Origin of the sequence: Sphingomonas sp. NCPPB 2930, assembly GCF_042867205.1 — a bacterium.
Lineage (GTDB): Bacteria > Pseudomonadota > Alphaproteobacteria > Sphingomonadales > Sphingomonadaceae > Sphingomonas.
In genome coordinates this window covers 22,805-43,210 of record NZ_JBHZQU010000022.1, presented here as the reverse complement: position 1 = coordinate 43,210, position 20,406 = coordinate 22,805, and the positions used below count along the sequence as shown (strand labels likewise).

At 63.7% G+C, this 20,406-nt stretch carries 13 protein-coding genes; 2 read left to right on the top strand and 11 right to left on the bottom strand.

Annotated features, from left to right (window positions below):
• The 10 genes from ACFX59_RS17145 to ACFX59_RS17100 all read right to left on the bottom strand — a co-directional run bounded on the left by ACFX59_RS17145 (position 1) and on the right by ACFX59_RS17100 (position 17,854).
• Entirely contained in the window at positions 1–855 is an 855-nt protein-coding gene (locus ACFX59_RS17145; protein ID WP_387434055.1) for a hypothetical protein, read from the bottom strand.
• 199 nt (positions 856–1,054) lie between these two features.
• A complete protein-coding gene (locus ACFX59_RS17140) occupies positions 1,055–2,473 on the bottom strand; it encodes a DNA phosphorothioation-associated putative methyltransferase (RefSeq protein WP_387434053.1) in 1,419 nt (472 codons plus the stop codon).
• Positions 2,470–2,922, bottom strand: coding sequence for a hypothetical protein (locus ACFX59_RS17135; RefSeq protein ID WP_387434050.1), 453 nt, complete (start codon positions 2,920–2,922; stop codon positions 2,470–2,472). The genes ACFX59_RS17140 and ACFX59_RS17135 overlap by 4 nt, the downstream gene beginning before the upstream one ends.
• Before the next feature lie 3 nt (positions 2,923–2,925).
• Entirely contained in the window at positions 2,926–8,391 is a 5,466-nt protein-coding gene (locus tag ACFX59_RS17130) for an FtsK/SpoIIIE domain-containing protein (protein WP_387434047.1), read from the bottom strand.
• A complete protein-coding gene (locus ACFX59_RS17125) occupies positions 8,392–9,966 on the bottom strand; it encodes a hypothetical protein (protein WP_309701298.1) in 1,575 nt (524 codons plus the stop codon).
• Positions 9,963–11,765 carry a hypothetical protein gene (locus ACFX59_RS17120; RefSeq protein WP_387434044.1) on the bottom strand — a complete coding sequence of 601 codons (1,803 nt, stop codon included), beginning with the start codon at positions 11,763–11,765 and terminating at the stop codon, positions 9,963–9,965. The genes ACFX59_RS17125 and ACFX59_RS17120 overlap by 4 nt, the downstream gene beginning before the upstream one ends.
• The gene (locus ACFX59_RS17115; protein ID WP_387434041.1) at positions 11,762–12,580 is read right to left on the bottom strand and encodes a phosphoadenosine phosphosulfate reductase family protein; all 819 of its coding nucleotides are present in this window, start codon (positions 12,578–12,580) and stop codon (positions 11,762–11,764) included. Before ACFX59_RS17115 ends, ACFX59_RS17120 begins: the two co-directional genes overlap by 4 nt.
• Positions 12,577–15,750, bottom strand: a complete 3,174-nt coding sequence (locus tag ACFX59_RS17110; protein ID WP_387434038.1) for a hypothetical protein — start codon at positions 15,748–15,750, stop codon at positions 12,577–12,579. The genes ACFX59_RS17115 and ACFX59_RS17110 overlap by 4 nt, the downstream gene beginning before the upstream one ends.
• Complete coding sequence (locus ACFX59_RS17105) at positions 15,747–16,649, bottom strand: DUF4007 family protein (RefSeq protein ID WP_387434035.1); 903 nt, start codon at positions 16,647–16,649, stop codon at positions 15,747–15,749. Before ACFX59_RS17105 ends, ACFX59_RS17110 begins: the two co-directional genes overlap by 4 nt.
• Positions 16,646–17,854 carry a cysteine desulfurase family protein gene (locus ACFX59_RS17100; protein WP_387434033.1) on the bottom strand — a complete coding sequence of 403 codons (1,209 nt, stop codon included), beginning with the start codon at positions 17,852–17,854 and terminating at the stop codon, positions 16,646–16,648. Before ACFX59_RS17100 ends, ACFX59_RS17105 begins: the two co-directional genes overlap by 4 nt.
• 311 nt (positions 17,855–18,165) lie before the next feature.
• Between ACFX59_RS17100 and ACFX59_RS17095 the strand changes: the two genes are divergently transcribed.
• Both ACFX59_RS17095 and ACFX59_RS17090 read left to right on the top strand, forming a co-directional pair.
• Positions 18,166–18,612 (top strand): hypothetical protein, encoded by a 447-nt coding sequence (locus ACFX59_RS17095; protein WP_387434031.1) that lies wholly within the window; start codon positions 18,166–18,168, stop codon positions 18,610–18,612.
• Between the two features lie 376 nt (positions 18,613–18,988).
• On the top strand, positions 18,989–19,156 hold the full coding sequence (locus ACFX59_RS17090) for a hypothetical protein (protein ID WP_387434028.1): 168 nt from the start codon (positions 18,989–18,991) through the stop codon (positions 19,154–19,156).
• Here the strand turns inward: ACFX59_RS17090 and ACFX59_RS17085 are convergent.
• On the bottom strand, positions 19,153–20,247 hold the full coding sequence (locus tag ACFX59_RS17085) for a protein kinase (protein WP_387434025.1): 1,095 nt from the start codon (positions 20,245–20,247) through the stop codon (positions 19,153–19,155). The genes ACFX59_RS17090 and ACFX59_RS17085 overlap by 4 nt on opposite strands.
• Between the last annotated feature and the right edge of the window lie 159 nt (positions 20,248–20,406).

Here is a 20,406-nt window from a genome sequence, read left to right as displayed (position 1 = left end):
TCAGATCAAGTCCCGCGAAGCGCCTGAGACAACCCCCTCGTTCAGCGCATCCGCAGCCGAGCGTAGCGACGACGTCACGTCCTGGACGCCTTCAAGCAGCCACACGGCGTCATCGAGAATGAAGCGCCACCCGTTTACGTGTCGGACGTGAACGGCCCTGGCGAGCACCGTCGCGTGCGGAACCAAGGCAGCCCGCCGTACCGAAAAATCGCGATTGAAAAGGACAGCAGCAAGATAGTCGAAGCCGGCGTCGGGTAGCGCGCGCATCACGCCAAGCTGCCGCTCTCCGGGCGCTTCCGTGCGCAGTCTGCGTGCCTTGATCTGGAAGCGGATGCCATCGCCGTTCTCGGCATCGTAGCTGGTCGCAGAATTCGGCGTCAGCTTCCAATGGAAGGCTCGCGCGAAGAGATGCTCGGCATAGTCCCCAAGAGGCGCGTTGCCGGTTCGTACAACGCCGCGACGGCGTAGTTCCTCGATGGCTGCGGCCTGCATGCGGAGCAGGTCGCTCGTCGTCGCATTGACCATGAACGGCCAATCCGAGGGAGCATGCTCGGTTGCAGCTGGGATCGGCGCGGGAGGCCGTATCAACTGGGCATCCATCTGATTGGAGCCGGGGTCGTACACATGCCGCGGAACAACGCGGCGCAGGCGGTTGCCCACGTTCATCCGCTGCTGGCCGGCATTCAGGTGCGCATACTTCTCCGCATCTACGCCGAATTCGGCGGCCACGCTGCGAAGGCTATCGAGATTGAGGAGACCATCGGGACCGACCGTATGATCCCGCAGCCAGCGATTGAATGGACTGTTTCTGGTGTCGGCATGCCATGCATCACGTTGTTCCTGGGTGAAGTGCATCGTCGCCGTCCGTTCAGCCGCATTGGGTCATACTGAAATGTCCGCCTTCTCGTCCGAAAAACAAGCTGTCCGGATTTCCGTTCCGCTGTGCCATTTACGGACACTGATGACCTCGACCGGCAACTCCCCGTTTTCCGGACCAGCCATCTATCGCTCGGCGATGCACGTGCTCACCGATGCGTAGGGTCAATGAGAATGGTCAGAGCCTGACCAGCACCTTTTCCTTGGCCCAACCTTCGGCGGCGCGGCGGTCGCGCTCCGCACCGCGCTGACGCGATCGATTGGACAGGCCGAAGACGTCCGCTTTTCGCACGAGCATCCTACGTTCGTTCCGTATGATCACGTTCTGGCGCTTCAGATCGACCATTACCGTATCGGTCACGACGGGGAACGGGCTCCGTCGGTCTTCAAGGCGGAAAAGCGAAACCTGCCTGCGCACCGGATCCAGCCTTGCGACATGGTCCTGCCCGAGTTCGCCGACGAAGAATGCGGCACACCCGTAATAGCAGCGTAGCACGCCCTCGAGCTGCTCCACCCTTTCGCCATCGATGACCAGACGCCCATCCTCGTCCAAGGCGCCGAGACCCTTCTCGGCCGACCTTACCATCCCTTCGGCCGTCCGCGACGGGTCTGCCAGCGCGTGGAGGTATTCGAGCGCTTGCTCGGCGAACTGCTGCTGGCTGCCGAAGTGGTGACGGATGTCGCGTACGATCGACGCACTTGGTCGACTTGCCGAACGTGTGCGATTGAGCACGTTCAGCGCTTGATGAACGAGCAGATCCTCGCGCCGCCCCACGGCGGCGGAACGGAAGGCTACCTCGTCGATCACGTCCTTCGCGGCGTCGGTTGCGCGGGACAGGCTCACTCTCTCCTGCGCAAGGCGGTCGTGAACTCCCGATGGAAGCTCGTCGGCATGGGGCATGCGTCCGCGATCGATCGCGAATGCCGTGATCGCCTCAAGCGGAGCCTGAATTCGCTCGATGAGGGGTACGGTCAACTGCGAAGCGCGCGGCCGCGCGCTTGCGTAAGCCGCCGTCGAGGCGCGCCGACCTCTTCGACGCTCGAGCAGGAACTCCTGCTCGTCCTCGGGCTTGCGGAAGGCGACGAAGATGCCGGGCGCCAGCGCTACTGGCTCGCTACCCGTCGCATGCGCGACGATCCCTCGCAGCTCGTTCTGCTGGTAGTATTTTTGGAACGTGCCCCGGGACGTGAGATAGCCGTCGCGGAAGGGCTTCAGGCCATCGACGGGGACTGCACCGACGATCATGACCGAGACGACGAGGGCGCGATTCGCGAGCGCCCAGGCGCGCTCCAGCGCCGTCGATCGTTCGCGCTCGTCCTCGATGACGTTCAGAACGAAGCCCAGGTTGACGATGTCCGCCTGCGTGATCGCAGCGTCAGGCGCGAAGTGGGGATCCCATCCCGATGCCTCGACGCCTGCGGCGGTAAGACCGCGAAGGTCGTCGCCCTGACCGCAACCATAGTCGAAGACGCTGACGCCAGGCCGGATGACGCCTGTCCGGACGAGCAAGGACATGGGCTGGGAGAGATGATAACGCACCATGGCGGTGCGATGACGGGCCACGGCTGGCCCATCAGCAATCCCGTGCGATGTCATGGCCAGCCCTCCACGTGGAGGCCGAGACTGTCGAGGCGCGATGCCCATTGACGCCGCGTTCCGATGCGATGCGCATCCATGAACGCTGATGCGGCGACCAGGCTCGACGTGAGCTCCGCCCATTCGGCGCGCAGTGGGTGGTCGTCGGCGACCAGCAGTTCTTTCCTGTGAAGTATCGGCGGGTTGATCCGATGCGTATAGTCGGTCTCGGCTGCCGTGGTGGATCCTTCGGCAAGGACCCAGGACCGGGCCAGCGCCGGGAAGGGATCGCGATCGAAGTCGCGGTAGAGAAGCAGGCCGATGCGGTGGGCCTCGATGCGAGCCACGTTCCAGTCGCCGTCATATAGAGCTTGGGCACGAAAGACGGCGACTTGTTTGCTTCCGTCGAGAAGGTGCAGCGCCGACCGGTGCACGTAGACGGCTCCGCGCACCGACTTGCCGACTCCCAACGGTCAGGCCTTCGTCGTCCCGAGGGCCACGGCGGACGCCTCCTCGGGGTCAAGGTACGGCGCCTGCGCGTAGATCAGGCCGCCAGGCTGATTGGCCAGGCGGGCGATCATGTGGCCGTGCCCAAGCAGACCTTCAGCTCCTCCCTCGTCGAGGATGATCTGCGAGTTCACCCTGTTCGACACCTTCAGGGCTATTTTGTTGTTCATGTTCGCCTTGATCAGACCGGGCAGAGCATCCTTGTCAGGTCGCTGGGTGATCAGGAACAGGTGGATGCCGGCCGCACGCGCCTTGCCGCTGAGACGCACCACGTATTCGGAAACGGCGTCGCGATACTGTCCGTCCGCCTTGTCCGCCATCCAGTCGGCAAGTTCGTCATGGAAGAAATAGATGCGCGGCAGCCTGTGCTGCTCGTCGACCTTGGCATTGTATGCGTCGAGGTTGGGCGATTTGGATGGGGCTAGGACCTCGGCGTACCGCCGCTCCATCTCTCCCACGAGATCCCTGAGGGCAATGATCGCCTCTTCCGCGGTCACGATAATCGGTCCGTCGAGATGCGGCACCTGTTCGATCCAGCCGTAGTCAATCCCGGCCTTGGGATCGACCAGTCGGATGCGTGCCGCAGTCGGCGAGTTTGTCGCGCAAATGTCGAGGAGGAGGTTGGCGGTGAAGACGCCTTTGCCGCCCCCCGTCTCACCCGCGATGAGCGTGTGCGGTCCGTGTTGCGGCTGACCCGCGAAGGGGCCGCCCAGATTTAGGTACAGGATTTCACCCGTATCCTCCCGCTCGCCCAGTACGAAGCTGGTGTTCCGGAACGGCGCCGTTGCAGGGAGTGCCCGGCGCTTCCAGACGTCGAGGGTTGGAAGAGTGATGCGGTCGTCGCGCGCGACCATAACCACCACCTCGCCCTTGGCTGGCCGCACCGCGACGATTTCGAGACCATGCGAGGTGAGCAGCGTCGAAGTCCGCTTCTGTACGAGATCGGTGGTCATCTCGTCGCTTCCGCGAAAGCGGATCAACGCTGAATTCGGCGTCAGACGTGACCCGACCACTTCGGTCGTAAGGCCATACCCCTTCAGCGCCTTCTTCAGTTTTCTTTCAGTCGCCTGCAGCCATTCCTGACCCGCAATTTCCGCCGGGGGTATCGGGCGCTCCGCGAGTAGCTTTGCGACGCCGCTGCGGAACGCTCCGTTCGGAACGACATTTCCAGCGGGCTGCGATGCAGGTTCGCCACTCGCTGCGTCGTTGGAGGAGGTTAGGATTTCTTCCAGCAGGATGTCCGGAGACGGTCGCTCTGCCCCCGTCGATGGCGCGGCTGCCAGCGTCGACAGGACCATGCCGTCGTCAATTTCGACCGAACCCTGTTGGGCGTCGGCGGGTGAGCTTCCGGCCACCGTGAACGAAGAAGTGGGCGGCGGACCGTGAGACATCCAATCATCGCCTTCGTCGCCGTCTGGCGCCGAGGGCGGCCCCTGCGGCGACGGAGGACTCGGCAGCGGAGGGGAACCCCCGCTGCCGCGTACGTCCTCCAGAAGCGAAGCGATGGCCGGTCGATTGAAGAACATCTGTAAGAAGCCGTCGTCCATGACGGGAGGATCGACGGGACCATCCTCGTCGTGCACGAAGACTAGGGATGCTCCTGTCACCTCGATCTCGACGTCAAGCGCCCGTATCTGCGCGATCCGTTCGAGCAGCCTATCCCCGTCCTCGCGTTCCTCGAAGCTGCCGTGCTCGACGAGCAGGTCGGCGAGCTGCGCGGCGTGAGCTGCCGCATTCAGCCGGTCCGCGCCGTTGCCGTAGCGGGCACGCAGGCGATTCATGGACGACTCGGTCTGCTGACGCGACTTGCTTCGGGCTGGGATCAGGCCGTCGGCGCTGACGTACTTCGATTCGACGACCGTCAGCGTAACGACGTCTTTGCCATCGACCTCGCGCGAGCTGACGAGAAGCAGGTCCGCGACCGGATCGCTCAGCAGATGCCCGAAGCGCGTCTTGAAGTCGTCGAGGAAGAACCAGGCAAGCATCTGCCCATGCTCGGCGACCGAGCTCCGGATCAGCTGCTCGCTGAGGCTGAGGCCGATAAGCTCCAGTGCCGCCGTGTCCCGGTTGGCCGCCCGTAGCACGATCTGGCCCGACAAATCCGCCGCACGATCGATCAGAGTTCTGGCGAGATCGATCTCGTCGTGCGGTACGCGAGCCGTGACGTCCGCGAGCATCTCGGCAAGCCGCTTCGACAGCGATCGCCTGTGAGCGCAGGTCGACACGACGAGGTTGTGACGCACCTCCTCGATGGGCACCGAACGGATGACGCTGATTCCATTCTGCCGGAACAGCCTGCGGTCCGCGATGGTGTCGAACGTGACGACCCAATCGGCGATGTCGTGTGCGCGGCGAATTATCTTGGCGTTCTCGTCGTGATCAAACGAAATCTCACGCACGGGCTCCCAGTGGTCGCTCCGACCGGGGTCGTCCGTCTCCCTCGATGCAAGCTCCATCGCCAGATCGAGATAGCGCTGGACGCATTCAGGGCGTGTCGGCGATGCCAGAAGCATGCGCGTCCGGTTCTCCCCTGCTCCGTGCACGAGGCGGCGGGACGGCGCCGCACGGGTCGACAGATCGACGTCCGGCCACCCGGCGCGGGTGGCGCAGCGTCTCCAGTGAGTGCCCGCGTTTCGAGCGAACACGTCCTGAAGGAAGGCGATGTCGAGGGGCTTGTTGTCATGCTCCGATGTGGCGAGCTGCTCAACGTCCCCGATGCCGACGCGCAGGTTCGACAGGAACTCCTTGGTGAGGTCGGCACCGCCGCTTGAATCGAGCTCACGTCCGATTGAGACGTTCTGCTCGGCGTACAGCTGCCGTAATCTCTTGCGGTCATCGCTGGCGATGATGAGGTCGCAGCGCAACCGCGTGTCCTCGTCCACCCGGCGCGCGAGGCGCTCCGCGACAGCCGAGGGAAGGTCACGACTCTCGGAATTGTACAGCACCACCGAGAAGTTGGCTGCGTTGTGGGGGTGTAGATCGAGATGCTCTGACAGCACCTTCATCAGGTTGTCCGCAGCCTGCTTCGTATGCGCGCCCTGCTCCTCGCCTGCCGTTCCGGGGGCTGCAGCGGGTTCGACGTACGAATAGTCGGCTAGGAACTGATTCTCCGTCATCGCCACGAAGACGCTCTCGCCAGTCTGCAGCACGGCGAAGTCGCTGAACCAGCTGCGCTGCAGGTCGGCCTCTGCCCGCAAGACGAAGGAGCGCAGGCCCTTGTCGTCGAGACCCGACGCCACCGTATCGAGGCTGTCCTTCAGCGTGCGCGCGCGAAGGCCGATCTCGGCGAGGCGGAAGGGGGCTAGCGGCGTGACGATGGCGCCTGGGGAATTGCGCGACAGCGCGATCCCGATCGTCATGACAGGCATCCAGAGTACGCGCTTGCACGCGTCCCTATAAGCATGCGTACGCAGGGCGTGGAGAAGCTGCCCGTATCGCCGCGCCTGCTCGATCACGGCGTCTGCCATCGCGCCCTTGCCGCCGATGAACGCCTTTACGGCTTCGCCATAGCTTTCGGAGAACGCCGCGTATGATGTCTCGATGGCCGAGCGGCCGGATGGCGAGACGATGTTCTTCGCGCACAGGTCCGCAAGCCCACTGGTGAAGTTCGCTCCCATGTCGGACGTCGGATCGTTCGGATCGAACAGCTGCCCTCCGTCGGTCGCGTTGACGTCGCTGATGGTCTCCCGGTCGGCGAGCTTCAGCGAGGCAGGCCCCGACACGGTGTCCTTGGCGGTCCGCGAGAACCGGCCGCAGAGCAGCTGAACCTTTCCCGTATCCGGCGGTGCAACCGCACGAAGGTGGTCGGGAAAGTTGACCCCGAGACCGCGCACGGTCGGGGTCCAGATCATCTGCGTCTTGACCGCATGGTCCAGCTTCGTCGGGTCGACGGCGCCGTCCGGCAGGAAGTCGCCCTTACCGAGCAGGTAGACCTCGAATCGGAACTCGGCGTCCTTGCCCTGGTGATCGCTGACCGCGTCGATCTCGCCCGCCCAGTCGCGCGTCCAGCAGATGCCGCAGTCGATCCTTATGAAGTCCGGAGTAATCCCGTCGAGCCCCCGGTAGCGGTCGCGGAGCGTGACGGATGCCTCCAGGACGTGCTGACGCCAGAAATCGAGCTCGTTCGCCTTATCAAGGCGGAACAGGACGATCCTATCCGCCATGTCCACGGCGGCCGTTGACAGGAGTTCGTATGTCGAGCGCAGCAGCCCGACCTCAAGATCCGCGTGGGCGCGCACCTCGCGGAAGATGAATTGCTCCCAGCGTCTCGCGAGCTTGCGGTCCTTCTCCAGCCGCGTGCGGTGGCGGCCGTACAGGGCCGTCTCCGCCGCGTCGGCCGGGCGACTCTCGTCCAGGCGCTCCAGGATGTCGCGGTCGACCGCACTTAGCGAGCCTGTGGCCTCACGATCGACATAGTCCATCGTGGCCTGACCCAGGCGCGCCTCCTTGTTCGTCTTGCGGGTCTTAATCACCTTCTGGATCGTCGACCACTTCAGGGTGACGAAACCCTCCTGGCTTTCCGTCCAGACTCCGGGCTCAATGTCGCCATCATCCAGAAGCGCCTGGAACTTCGCAGCGTCGTCGGGCTGGATTTCGCTTTCCTGTATGAGCTTGTCCAACCGCGACTGCAGCACCGGGCGTTCGAGCGGCGATCCCTTGTCGTTCCTGAGGTAGGCGACGTCTGATACTCGATTGTAGAGTTCGCTCAGCTGGGTCGCCCAGGACTCTGGAGAAGTGAGTCGCCCGCGGTCACCTGGCGGCGCGAAGCTCGGAGCCTCGGGCGGCATACGCAGCACCGTCAGCGCCCGATTGAGCGCCTTATGGGATGCCTGCTTGTCTACCCCGTCGTCAAGTTCGAGCATGAACTTCGCGAACGTCCCGACGCCCGTCGGGATGTCGGTGCGCAGCAGCCCCCTGATGGCGCGGTGGAGATAGTCCTGATGCCGCGGTTCCAGAGACCTCAGGTGGAGGCTGGCATCGAACCACGCGTCCACGTCCGCCTTCAGGTGGTCGGGAGAGATGCGATAGATGGTGGCCGCAGTCTCGCCCAATCGGTTGAGCGCCTCGTTGCCGACTGCCGACACCACCGCACGGTCGGAGTCGGTCCGCTCGACGTTGCGCCAGTGGGTGAGCGGCTCGTCCGAAATCCATTCCTTGCGGACGCTTCCACTCACCAGATCGGGATGGATGGCGATTCGAGCCGCGGGTTCCAGCGCGTGGATCGCCTCGAGGATTCGGCGGATCTGGTCCTTATCGAAGTCGAACACCGCGAACAGGACCGGTTCGTCGGGACTTGCGAGCAGCGCCCGCCGCACGCGCTGCGCCGCCACCTTCGCGACGAGGATCGCGTCGTCACGCGCCTCAAGGATGGTTGAAGGCGACGACTGAATCTCGTCGGTGGTAGCGGGGGCGTGTGCGCTCTGCGTGGTCATCTACTTGCCGTCGGCCTGATGGTATGGATTGCGCACAAAGGCGCAGTCGTCGGAAAGGCGCTCGAGGAAGCCGAGCATGCGCAGGCGTTCCTCGAAGACCCGCTGGTTCACGCGGAGTTGTTCGAACGGGGCGTCGGTGCCGAGTTCGCGCTGGCCGATGGCAGGTCCGATGACCAGTCGGTAGCGCGCCCAGATCGTCTCGAGGTAGCGCTCCAGTTCGACAGGCGCCGTCACGTTGGCCAGGACGAGTGCTTCCAGGAAGCCGTTGTTCGCGGCGTACCATCGTCCCTGTCCGACCCTGCTCACTGCGAGCCCGATTCGCTCCGCCTGAACCCCGAGCATCTGCCCGAGGTGGTTCGCGTGCTTGGCGAGGGCCTCCTCGCGAAGCTCCTCGATCATGCGTGTGGGATCGGTCGTCTTCTGGTCGACCTTGAACGACAGTACCTCCGACAGCAGCTGCTTCCGCCTGGCCGTCGGATCGCCTGCTGCCCCGGCCTGCTGCCATGGATCGCTGGCCGCGAAGTCGTCCACGGTCTTCGAGATCGCCAGCCGTGAGAGCTCCCGGTGCAGCTGGAAGCGCTCTCGGGACACCCGTCGCAGGCCGCCCGCGCTGGTCATGGCCATGTCGACGGGCATCGGCTGATCCTGGCGTCGGCCGAGCACCTCGGCGGAGCGCTCGACTATATAGCGCGCCACATGGAGGCCGGTGACGCGCATCAGAGGTTCGGCGAGCTGATCGTCCGGCAGCTGCTCGAGGCTCAGAATGGCCGCCCAGTCCTCGGCGAGTCGATCGTAGACGAAGTGGTGCGGGAGCGGGAGATAGCCCACCCTGTACTGGATCGCGTCCACCTCCTCGGTCGGCTCGCTCGGCTTCTGAAGCAGCTTCGCAACCCGGTTCCATCGCCCCGTGTCGACGAGCAGCCTCCTCCTGACCAGTTCCTCTACGCGCTCCGCAAGGCTGCTGCGGTTCAGCATCAGGAAGACGATTTCGCCGCCACGCGCGAAGAACTTGCGATCGCTGGTGACCTTGCCCGTCTTCTTGCTGATGCCGTAGTCGGCAGTCAGCATGTCAGTTCCGCCTGGTATCAGGTGCCGCGAGGTGGCGCGGCGACCGCGCTCTGGTTCGACTACCGCGGCTCGCAGCAGATCGACCGCGTCGTGGAAGGACGAGAACTTGTCGAAGCGCTCGCGAAGATGAGCGACTTCCGCTGGGCTACGTTTGCCGCGCCACTTCTCCCACTTGGCCTCGTCAGACAGCGTGTCGCCGTCGGCGGCGATCCTGTCGAGGACGGGATCTTGGAAGAGGAGACTGCGCAGGTCCGCACGCATCGGCACGTCGTACGAGAACTTCTCGTGCTTGCCAGACAATGGCAGGAATATGCTTCCCTTGTTCTTATCGCTGGCCCGCGCAGCCATGATGGCGATCGTCTCGAGCAGCAGAAGCCAAGGTGACTGATCGTTGATGAGGCGATGCCCCCAGATCATCTGCTCGATGTTTACGCCCCACGAGTCACGCTGAGCCGTTTCGGGGACGTCGAGTGCACCCTCGACCTTGAAATGAGCAATATCGGTCATGCGGCACCGAGGGGCAGCGGGGCGAGCGCCAGCCGACCGTTCGAAGGAAGACGCACCAGGGTGACCTCGGTGGGTTCCGGCGGGAGCAGCCGCTCCTTAGCCAGCCGGGCGACGGACCGGAGACGGAACTGCCGCAGCTCCTCGAAGCACTGGCGGGAGAAGCTGGAGGGGAGACTGCCGTTCCGAATCCGCACGAGGTACTCGAACAGTAGGGGAGTTAGGTCGATCGCGGTGAGTTCGGCGCCATCGCGCCGTATCACCATGCGGGGACGTTCATTCGTCCCCTTGGCATCGAAGTCGACGCTGAGCCGCTCCTGCGGCGAAGCCCCGAGCCTGATCGGCGCCGCCGTGTCGAGTACTCTGCCTTGCCGGCTCTGCGTGTAGCCTGCAGGTCCAGTCAGCCAGAGCTTGTCGTCGTCGTCGGCCATTAGCCCGGTGTAGACCCTGTTTAGGCCTGTGATCAGGTGACGCTGCATGCGCCCCGTGTCGGCACCGCTGGCAAGACTGTCAGCGAACCGCAGATAGTCGCCGCCGCCCGTAAAGATCGTCAGGAGCCACGGGTTCAAGCGTTCGTCTCCTTCCGGCAGCACGAAGAAGAGCCGCCTGCGCTGGTCGGCCAGTGCATCGTGCAGCACGGCCATGTCCACTTCCGCGGGCGCAGCACGATATCGGATCCGGTGCGTCGCAAGCAGCACGTCGCCATGATGTCCGTCGGCCGCCATGAATTCAACGAAGGCCTGGGCGGGTTCCATCTCGATCATCAGCTCGTCAAACGCGTTTAGGGTTTCGCGTCCGAGCCCAAAGCTATCGAATACGGTGAACGCCCTGAACTGCTGGCGGGTGGCCGCATCGAAATTTAGACCGAGAAGATTACGGAAGGGGTTTACCCGCCTCGCCGTCTCGCCACCGGGCGCAAGGTGGTGCGCATCGGTGCAGCGTATGAGGCCTGCCGCGCCGCTATCACCCAGTAGGATGTTGGAACACAGCAGCAGCAGTTGGCGGACGGGTAGATGGGTGTCGTTTAGAGCCGCCAGGCGGATCAGCTTACCCAGACGAACACGCAGACCTGGATCCGAGGAGTCGGCTAGCACTGCAAGGTTCCGCCGGATCGGACACGTCGAGTTTTCGTACAGTGTACATCCCGAGCACCGCTCCCAGTCCGGATGCTCCACGATGGCCCTGACGACCTCGTCGAACAGCAGGTCATGAGGCTGCCTGCTGAGGTTGAATAGACGGAGCGCCAGGCCGGGGGAGTCCGGCCGTTCCCGGACGAGCATGGTCCGGATGGCCTCGTCCAGCTGGTCGCCCTGCGGATGTAGATGGGCGAACTGCCTTACAAAAGCGACAAGCTGTCCGTCATTGGACGCAATCAGCAGGGGAATGTTGGAAGTGCCGAACACGGACGCCGCGAAGACCTTGTAGATTTCAGCCTTCTCGTCGTCGACCAGTTCGGCGAGATCCTTGACGACCCTGACCGTTCCACCGGTTGGCAGAGAGACATCGAGCACCTTCGCGGTACCCCAATCGCTCATATCTGCCCCGACCTTCTCGAGAGCAGAGCGGCAAGTGTAGGTCTTCCCGTCTCCGGCCGTTCCTGTCAGGACGATGCTCGGCGGAGAAGCCGATTGCCAGGCCGTTAGCACCTCTTCCACTCGAGGGGCGGTCACGGTGATGGGCTGAACGTTCTTGCGCTTGGCCGTGCGCTGCACGTGCTCGTCGAACTGCGCGTTCGACGAGGGGAGCGGCCCGTAAGAGCGCAGGAAGTCGACCAGTGGGTTCTGCTTCAGCTCAAGCGTCACAGGTGGCACACGGCGCAGCCGTCCTCCGCCTTCGCCGAGACGGCCCGCCTCGGCATCCTCTCGACGTCGTCGAGGGACCGCCCGTCAACCCACGTGTACTTGCGCCCGCGCTTCATGCCCTCATAGGCCTTGGCCTTCTGATAAAGTTCGGGATGGCGTTCCTTCAGGCCCTGCCATTCCCCGATCTGTTGGTAGAAGCAGAAGTAGCACCCCGACCGGCTCCGCCATTCATAGTATTCGGGCAAGCCAAGCCCGGCGCTGTCGAGGATCCGATTCACCTCGGCGATGTCGATCGCATCGTCGCGATATGGATACACTGGCGTGATGTTCGGCTGTTCGGAGATCACGACGGGCTTAGCCCCAGCTGTGCCGTTACCAAGATATCCCGAGCGGTTTTCGTCGGCACGAATGCCGATGTACGAATACGCCCGGTCGGTGCCGACGAAGCGCTCGAACGGCGCGATCTTCATGATGCGGGTGCACCAGCGCGCGCGCGGGCTCGGGAGGAAGCCCGCAAAATGCTCGTAGAGGGCGATGTCGAACGCCGTGCGCCCCGGCTTCTCGGCGATGTCGAACAGATCCATCGCAGACACCCGATGGATCTTCCCGTCCAGAACGTGTTCGAGCCGATCAAGATAGTCGTAGGTCTCAGGTAGCTCTACTCCGGTGTCGGAAAAGACGTACTCAAACCGAACATCCGGATTGCGCTCCTTCAGGTACACCGCAAGCGCAGACGAATCCTTGCCCCCAGAGACAGGCACGATATGCCGTGCTTCTCTATCACGTACGGCATCGTCTACACTTGCGACGTTCATTTCCTGCTCCCAGCAGCTACGCGGCTCTTCGAACCCTTGTCGTCACCTCCGTCGATTCTGACAAGTAGTTCATTCAGCTCGCGGACTTTTGCTTCCACGATGGGGCGAAGCCCAGCGGCTGGCCTCTCGACATCGAGCGCCGCGGCCTCGATGCGCGCCCGCGCTTCCCGCAACGCCGCTCGGAACTGTGATGAGGTACGGTCATCCCATTTATCGAGGCTGCGCTGCAGCAGTATCGAGCTCAGCGCATTCGCCAGCGATTTTGGCGAGAAGCGCCCTTCCGCGGTCTCCACCGCCTTGCGCAGCACAGAGCGATCGACAATTCTGAGATCGCCGCGGCGTTCTAGCGTCGCAACGTCGAAACAGTCCGCCCAAGTCTTCACGGTTAGAACCGGCTCGCCCGCCTCAGAGCCTGTCCGGAACCCCTCTTGGAGAAGTGCTACCGCCTCGTCGGCAAATGCCTCCCGCAAGTGGTCGATCTCATTTCTCACCCGCTCCACACGAGCAATGACGTCAGGCCCGATCTTCTTCGCCCCGAAGGCGGCCGGGATGTGCTGGAGCAGCATGTCGATTGGATCGGCAGGTGCCGTCGTCACGCGCAGCAGCGCGCGCGCCACATCGGTCAGCCGCTTCGAACGCCGCGTGCCGTCCGACACGGTGGCAAGCCACTTCTGCACCGCGTCCTGAGCCGCCCGGATCAGCTCGGCGTCCGGCGCAGGGCGCTCGTGCACCAGTACGTAGCAGAGGGCGGAGAGATACTCGCGCAACGCATCGGTCGGCTCCTCGACGCGCATCGTCACGCCCTCAGGATAGGCGACCATCGCGTCGAAGCCGAAACCCATGATGTCCGGAACGTACGTGCCGTCGCGGTATATCGCGACGGAGCGGGCGAAGTGGCTGTATCCTGCCGCCACGAGGATCGGCATGACGGCGCGCGGGACGCCGGTGGTGACGTCCTCGAGATCCGCGACCAGCTCCGACATGCCCCGGTAGCAGCCCGGCTTGGTGGGCACACGAAAGAATTCCATGATCTGCATCCAGACCTCGCGCAGACCCGGATCCTTGATCTCCATCGGGTCTGCAAACCGGGTTGCCCCCGCCAGGCGCAGACCCGTGTTCTCGATCACGGTGCGGTATATCGAACCCTCGGCGCTTCGGTCGCCATCCTCGTACCCGAGGCGTTCGCGATCCCCGCGCTCTAGGATGGCTTGTACGACGCGCACCCGCGCCGTCTGCATGGTGCGCGATGCGGTGGCCCGCATCAGCTGCTCGTTGGCTATCCGGGGCGTCTGGTTGTACCATCCGCCGAGCAGCCGCGAGGCCGCCATCGTGCCCGGCTTTTCCTCGGTGACGTCGAGCACCTTACCGTCCGCAATCCACGTCGATGCCAGACCGCGGGGATCGAGAAGACCGCGGAGCAGGACCGCCAGCTGGCCGAAGGCGACCGACTGGAGTTCGTCGATCTCCGTCACGACCATCGGATCGGAAGCGATGAACTCCTCGTCCTGGCGGAGGGCCTCGATGGCGACGAGCTCACGCGCCGCGCTTTCGAGTTCGAGCGGTCGGTCGGGCACGACGACAATGGTGCGCCCCGGACGCTGGCGCTTCGCTTCGTCGACTGCCTCCTCGATCGCCCTCCGATCCTCGGCGAGGACGTAGGCGATGGCGCCGGCCTCGGTCGGGACGGACAGACCCTGACGCAGCTCGTTCGGCGAGACGTACCGGCCTGCGAGGAACCGGTTGACGCCGAATTCTGCGTTGTGGCCGGGTGCGCGCAGATGCGGTGCCGGGAAGCGCTGCTCCAGGAAGGTGCGGATGTCGAAGTCGGCGGAGCGGCGTTCGCGTTCTTCCCGTACCCGGTGCGCGACGTCGATGTCGGCTCCGTGCCATACGGCGACGTCGTCGTTGTGCCGCCGCCATAGCAGTAGACGCGCCGCCACGAGGTCGTCGATCGCTTCCGTCACCTGCGCGGCGGGCATCGTGCCGTCGCCGACGGCAAGCTCTAGGACGGCGCGCGGCAGCCGCCGCCGCTCGCCGCTTGCCCCCAGCTGAAGAAGGCACGCTGCTGCCAGGATCTCCCGCTGGATGGGTTCGCGGGCACGGGACCGAGCGCTCTCGGTTTCTATCCAACGACGATAGGTTCCGCCAATGCCGACGTCCGTCCGCATCGCGTCGGAAAAGGCCTCGTAGACGGCCTCGATGCCAACCGTCTCGGCGAGGTTCATCTCGCGCAGGAAAGAGAACAGACTTCTTTCGTTCTGGCCGACCCGGGCGACGAGGGTGGGAAGGACCTGAAGCGCGCCCGCCGTCAGCGGTCGCGCCGTCTCCAGTATCTCGCGGGCGGTTGCGACGTCGTCGACGCCGTCGAACCACCGTGCGGCGATTACGGCCGCGACCGTCTCGTCGGCAACAGCGGCGACCGGCACATCCTCCGGTCGCAAGCCTTCCACGACCGAACCCACCAGCCGGTAGAATTCCTGACTGTCCTCGACCATGCGGATGGACCGGAACCGGCCTTCCACCTTGCGCCACTCGGTGCGAGAGGTTTCGTTCAGCCTGGTCGCGTACGCCAGCAGGTTCTGGTGGAGCAGAAGCGTCAGGCTCATCGTCGGCGCGGAAGCACGCGACACCCGTTCTGCCAGCCGCTGCAGCAGATCGAGCTCGCTGGACCGTCCCTCGGCCACAAGCCCTTCCAAATGGCGCCCGAACTCGTCCCAAACGATCGCGACATGATCCCAGCCGCCCTCGCGCATAGCCTTGCTGAAGCCCTCCACGGACTTTGGCGCATGGCTCATGCCGAGCTGAGTCGCGATCTCTGCCAGCGGCTCGGACACCAGGCCGGAGAGAACGACGACGGCACCGCACGAGGCCGATCGCGAACGCCCGACGACGGCGTTCGCTAGGTTCGCGTCGAGGTCACTGATGCGTGCCGCTATCGCCTCGACTACGGGACGGCCGCTCGCGTCGTTCCTGACTTGAAGCGCGCCGACGCCTGCGGCAAGGCTCTTGCCGCTGCCGTACGGCGCTATCACCATGGTGGCGGAACCGGGCGTGACGACCGCCTCGACGATGGGCAGCGCCCGCCGAGTAGGCCGGTAGTGGGCGAAACGCTCGGGGCGGGCGAGATCCTCGACGAGGTTGAGCGAGCGGAAGAAGTCGGCGTCGATCACGAGGCGGCTCCCCCTACGCGGCGGTAGAAGTCACCAAGCCATTCGGTGACACTGCGCGACGGCACCTCGAGCCGACGCTCACCCGCCGACGTGTCGACGGTCACGCCGCGGAAGGCCTTGCCCCCGACCCTGCCGGTCATTTCCTCGACGAAGTCTAGACCAGCGCACAGGATTCTGCCCGGACCACGGCGCAAGGTCGCGAGTTCGCGTAGGCTCAGCGCGTCCTTCTCAGTCTCTTCGGACAGCAGAGACACGCAGGCGAGGAATACCTCGGGCGGCACGCCAATCGGGGCACGGCTCCGCTCGAAGCGCGCTACCGCCTCATGTCTGATCACGAGGCCTAGTTCCCGCAGCGGACAGGCTCCGACGTCGCCCGGGTCGACGGTGTCGACGCCAGGCCGCGACGCGTAGGCACTGAGAAGACAAGATACGTCCTTGGTCGCCATTGCCTGGCTGGCGGGACGCAGCGCCTTGGCCTTTGTATGCTGAACGAACGAGTCGGTACAGCCGATGCGATCGAATATCCGCTCGGAATAGTCGTTGAAGAACCAGGACCAGACCGTCCCCTCCCGGCGCGCAAGGGCGAGGTGCAGGAACCACCACGTTCCGGGAAGCTCGCAGTAGGGGTCGTTTGCGGAAATTAGCTTCGCCATCCCGGTCGCACTCTTGCCCGCACGCTTGGCGTCGTCGCCCGGAACATCCGAAAGCCCCATAGCGGATAGCCAGAACGCGAGGGATTCGACCATCTTCGAGCCGAGCCCAAGACTATCCGCGACGTCCGTCGAGGGCGCGAAGGTGCCCTCACGGGCCATCTGCGACAGCCCCTTGGGCAGCCAGCCGTACCGAACGGGAAAAGTGACGTGACCGCCGTATTGGAAGCGGACGGACGGCTGGTTCACAGGCCGCCCCTCAGGCGGGTCGCTGCGGCGACAATTATCTGCACGGCGTGGTCGATCTCTTCCAGGGTGTTGAGTGGTGATACGGAGAAGCGGACGCTGGAGAAGGCGTCCGCCTCCGACAGCCCCATCGCGGTCAGGACGTGAGAGGGTTCCGGACGTCGACTGGAGCAGGCCGACCCCTGCGACGCAAGTATGCCCTCTGCATCAAGGTTGGCCACCAGCGCCATGCCGTCAACCCCGACGAACCGGATGTTCGAAGCGTTGGGCAGCCGAGGTGACGCCACCCCGTTCACCACTGTCCAGGGCAGCAGGGTACGGATACCGAACTCAAGCCGGTCCCGCAGCATCGACATCATTGCGACGTCCGCGTCTAAGGTACAGCCCCTCTGCTCGCAGGCCGCCGCGAGGCCGGCCAGCAGCGGCACGCTCTGGGTGCCCGCTCGACGGCCATGCTCCTGGTCACCACCGACGATCAGGGGAGCATACTCGATCTCGGCGTCGGCACTCACGATGGCGCCCGTACCAGCGGGGGCGTGCAGCTTGTGGCCCGACAGGGTGATCACGTCGGGCCCATGCCCACGGCCAAGTATGGTTCGGATCTTGCCGAACGACTGAGCCGCATCGGCGTGGTAGATCGCGCCGTACCGGCGGGCAAGGTCGGCGATGGCAGCGACAGGCTGGAGGACCCCGGTTTCGCTGTTCGCGGTCTGGATGGAGATCAGGCTCCGATCGGGACTGCCCTGCAGACCCACCTCGAGTTCGCCGAGGTCTATGACACCATCCGCATCGACACGCACGAAGCGAACCTCGGCAAACTCGACGGCGAGACGCTGGGCGACCTTCAGGACGGAGGCGTGCTCGACTGTGGATACGAATAGAGTCTGAGCTGTATGGCCGACCATACCGCGAAGCACCGTGTTATTGCCCTCGGTGCAGCCCGACGTGAAGACAACGCCGTCCTCGAAAGCGCCTTCGAGCAGGGCGACGACGGAGTCGCGGGTCCGCTCGACGATACCGCGCGCGAGATCGCCAGCGAGATGGCCGCTGGACGGATTGCCGGCGCCGTTAGTCATAGCTTCGACGACGGCAGAAAGAACCGCCGCCGTGGGAGCGGCGTTCGCGTTGGCGTCCAGATTGACGACAGTATGATCGCCGCCGGGCGCGAAAGAAACAGGGCTACACGACGTTTCTGCCAATGTTGCCATGCACTTCCTCCTTTCCTTTCAGGGTCGTCGACCGGCTATAGGAGGATTGCCGAATCCGGGCAAAGCGATTGACCGCCGACTCGGAGGTTACGTCCTTGACCGATGCGATCGCCCCGTGAGGGCATCTGACAGTCTCACTGCGGGAACATAATTCGAACATCCACACTGGCGCAAGGTGCGATCTCGAGCATCGATGAATGTGCCTCGTCACGCAGGCATCGGGCAGGAGCTGGAGCAAGCGATCAATCACGAGGTGACAGTTGATCTTGGAACCACGTCGGGGCACTGATGAAAGCCTAAAGAAAGGCGCGATGATGCGTGCGAAGACTGTTCTGTTCGGGCTGATTGGCATCACGCTTATCGCCCCTTTTGCGGCTACTCGAGCGTACGCACAACGAGTGTCGGCAATTCCCCTCGAGACCATGAGCTTTGAAGAGATGGCGGCGGCACGGGCAGCCGGTAGTGGCTGCACCTGGCTTGGGGGCAAGGGGTTCACGCGGCGGGTCGCGATGAAGGAGGACCGAGGGGCTGTAAAGCGTGACGGCAGGATCGTCATGTTGCGTCCCGCAGCCGACGCCAGCGAGGTGTTCCCGTATACCTTTCATCATTGGGTCGGCGGGGGCATGGACATTTTGATAAAGAACAGTGGGAAAGAGGTTGGGAGGGGGCCAGAACACGTCGAAACCTTGGCGACGCTGACGTTGACCGAAGAAGGACGCAGCCGGTCTTGGCGAGGCCGACTTAACTGCGGATCGTGAAGCCGTTTAAGGGAACCGATGATCAGATGCTCGCAACGTCGACGCTACGAGATTTGACTGTCACAGCGCCATCTGTAGGCGAGGGCCATTACGCGATTATCCCCGCGGGTGTCGCCCGCCCCGATCAATGAGCCTTGACGGACATCAGGCTTTCAGCGCTTCCATCACACGCCGCTTGGATGACGCTCATATCGTCATTCTCCGAGACGACGGGGCTCTCGAGGTATTTCACGGGCTAAATCTTGGCATAGAGGAAGGTCGTGATGAGGTCTTCCCAGAGTCCGATTGCGGGCCGCAGGCATCCGAACTCCGCTACCACTGCACCGTTCGACCATGCCGAACGCCAGAGCCAGACGTATGGATCGGATCCGATGCGATGATCACTATCATCGGCGTTGAACCGACAGGTGCAACGGTGACCATGACCGGTCGCGGCATCTACGACCGGACCGGCGATGGTGCGTTTCATATCGAGTTCGAGACGCCGCCGGCGTTGTCGACCTGGAATTCGCCCGAGGCTGCTTCGAGGAATGCGGGACGCTAGATCGTCGATGTTCCCCCAGCTTTGTCATTGCGCTTCAAGAGGGCATGTGCTGCTTCAACTTTGGCCACCGCCCTGCTCACCGCTTCGAGCCGGGCATCGCGGTAGGGCCATGCGCCGTCTTCGATACCATGATCTGCATGGCAAGCCTGAAATGATGCCTGATCGGCGGCGCTAGCGTCGACGGCCCTAAGGGCGGCAAGTAGCTTCGCCTGAATGTCGTCGAGCGTTGGCCGATCGGCAGGTACTGGGCTCATGCATCGCCGAGCGATCTCCTCGACGCCATCGACCAGAAAAGACGCGGAAACGATTGGATTACCCGCCTTCGCCCACTTTTCCCACGTCTCTGGCCTCAGCCACTTCCTCGACCGCCCCTCCATAGGTTCCGGCCACCATTCATGCGTCGCACCTCCGTAAGGATGCATGCCCCGCGTCATCACCTCGAATATGATTACCCCCAGCGAGAAAATGTCCGACTCCGCCGTCACAATCCGATCAAGCCACTGTTCAGGCGCCATGTACGGGCGTGCGCCCTCTGCATTCTGAAAATCGCGACCGGCGTTAGCGAGTCCGAAGTCGGCGAGAAGTGGAAACTCGAAGACGTCTGATACTGCGGCATCGCGGAGCTCTGTCACGAACTTGCTCATGAGAATGTTCTGCGGCTTGAGGTCCTGATGGCACTCGACGCCGCGCAACCTGCAATGGCGGAGGGCGGAACATAGATACACGAGAACGGCGAGGCGACTGACGGGACTGAATTCCGGCCGTGGGATCCATTCCGCCAGGTCACCGTCGTACGCCCGGAACAGCGCCACCGGTGTATCATGTACCATCTGATAGTCGAACGGCCAGCAGACGAACCGATGATAATAGGTTTGATGCTGTATCTTGATTTCACGCAGGAAACGGCGATTTCGCTCATCGCGATCACCTGACGGGCTTCTCGGCACCTTGGCTACGACGTATCGCGGCCGCACAGTCTCCCCTTGATCGAAGAAATATACTGAACCGCACATGCCACCGCCGCGCTCCGTGATGCTGCCGTGCTTGCTAAACGCACCCTCGATTACGAGCTGAATCTCGTCCTCGGTCATCGTTCCTTCGAGTAGCGAATACACCGTGCTCTCCCCTTGATATTGAACAGCATCACCTCCGAAAGGTTAAGATACCGTGGCTCAGGGAACGTGATGCTTACCCTTCGTGAACTACGCCCAGGTGAAAATGGTCTGCCACTTAGGTTGAGTGGGATGATT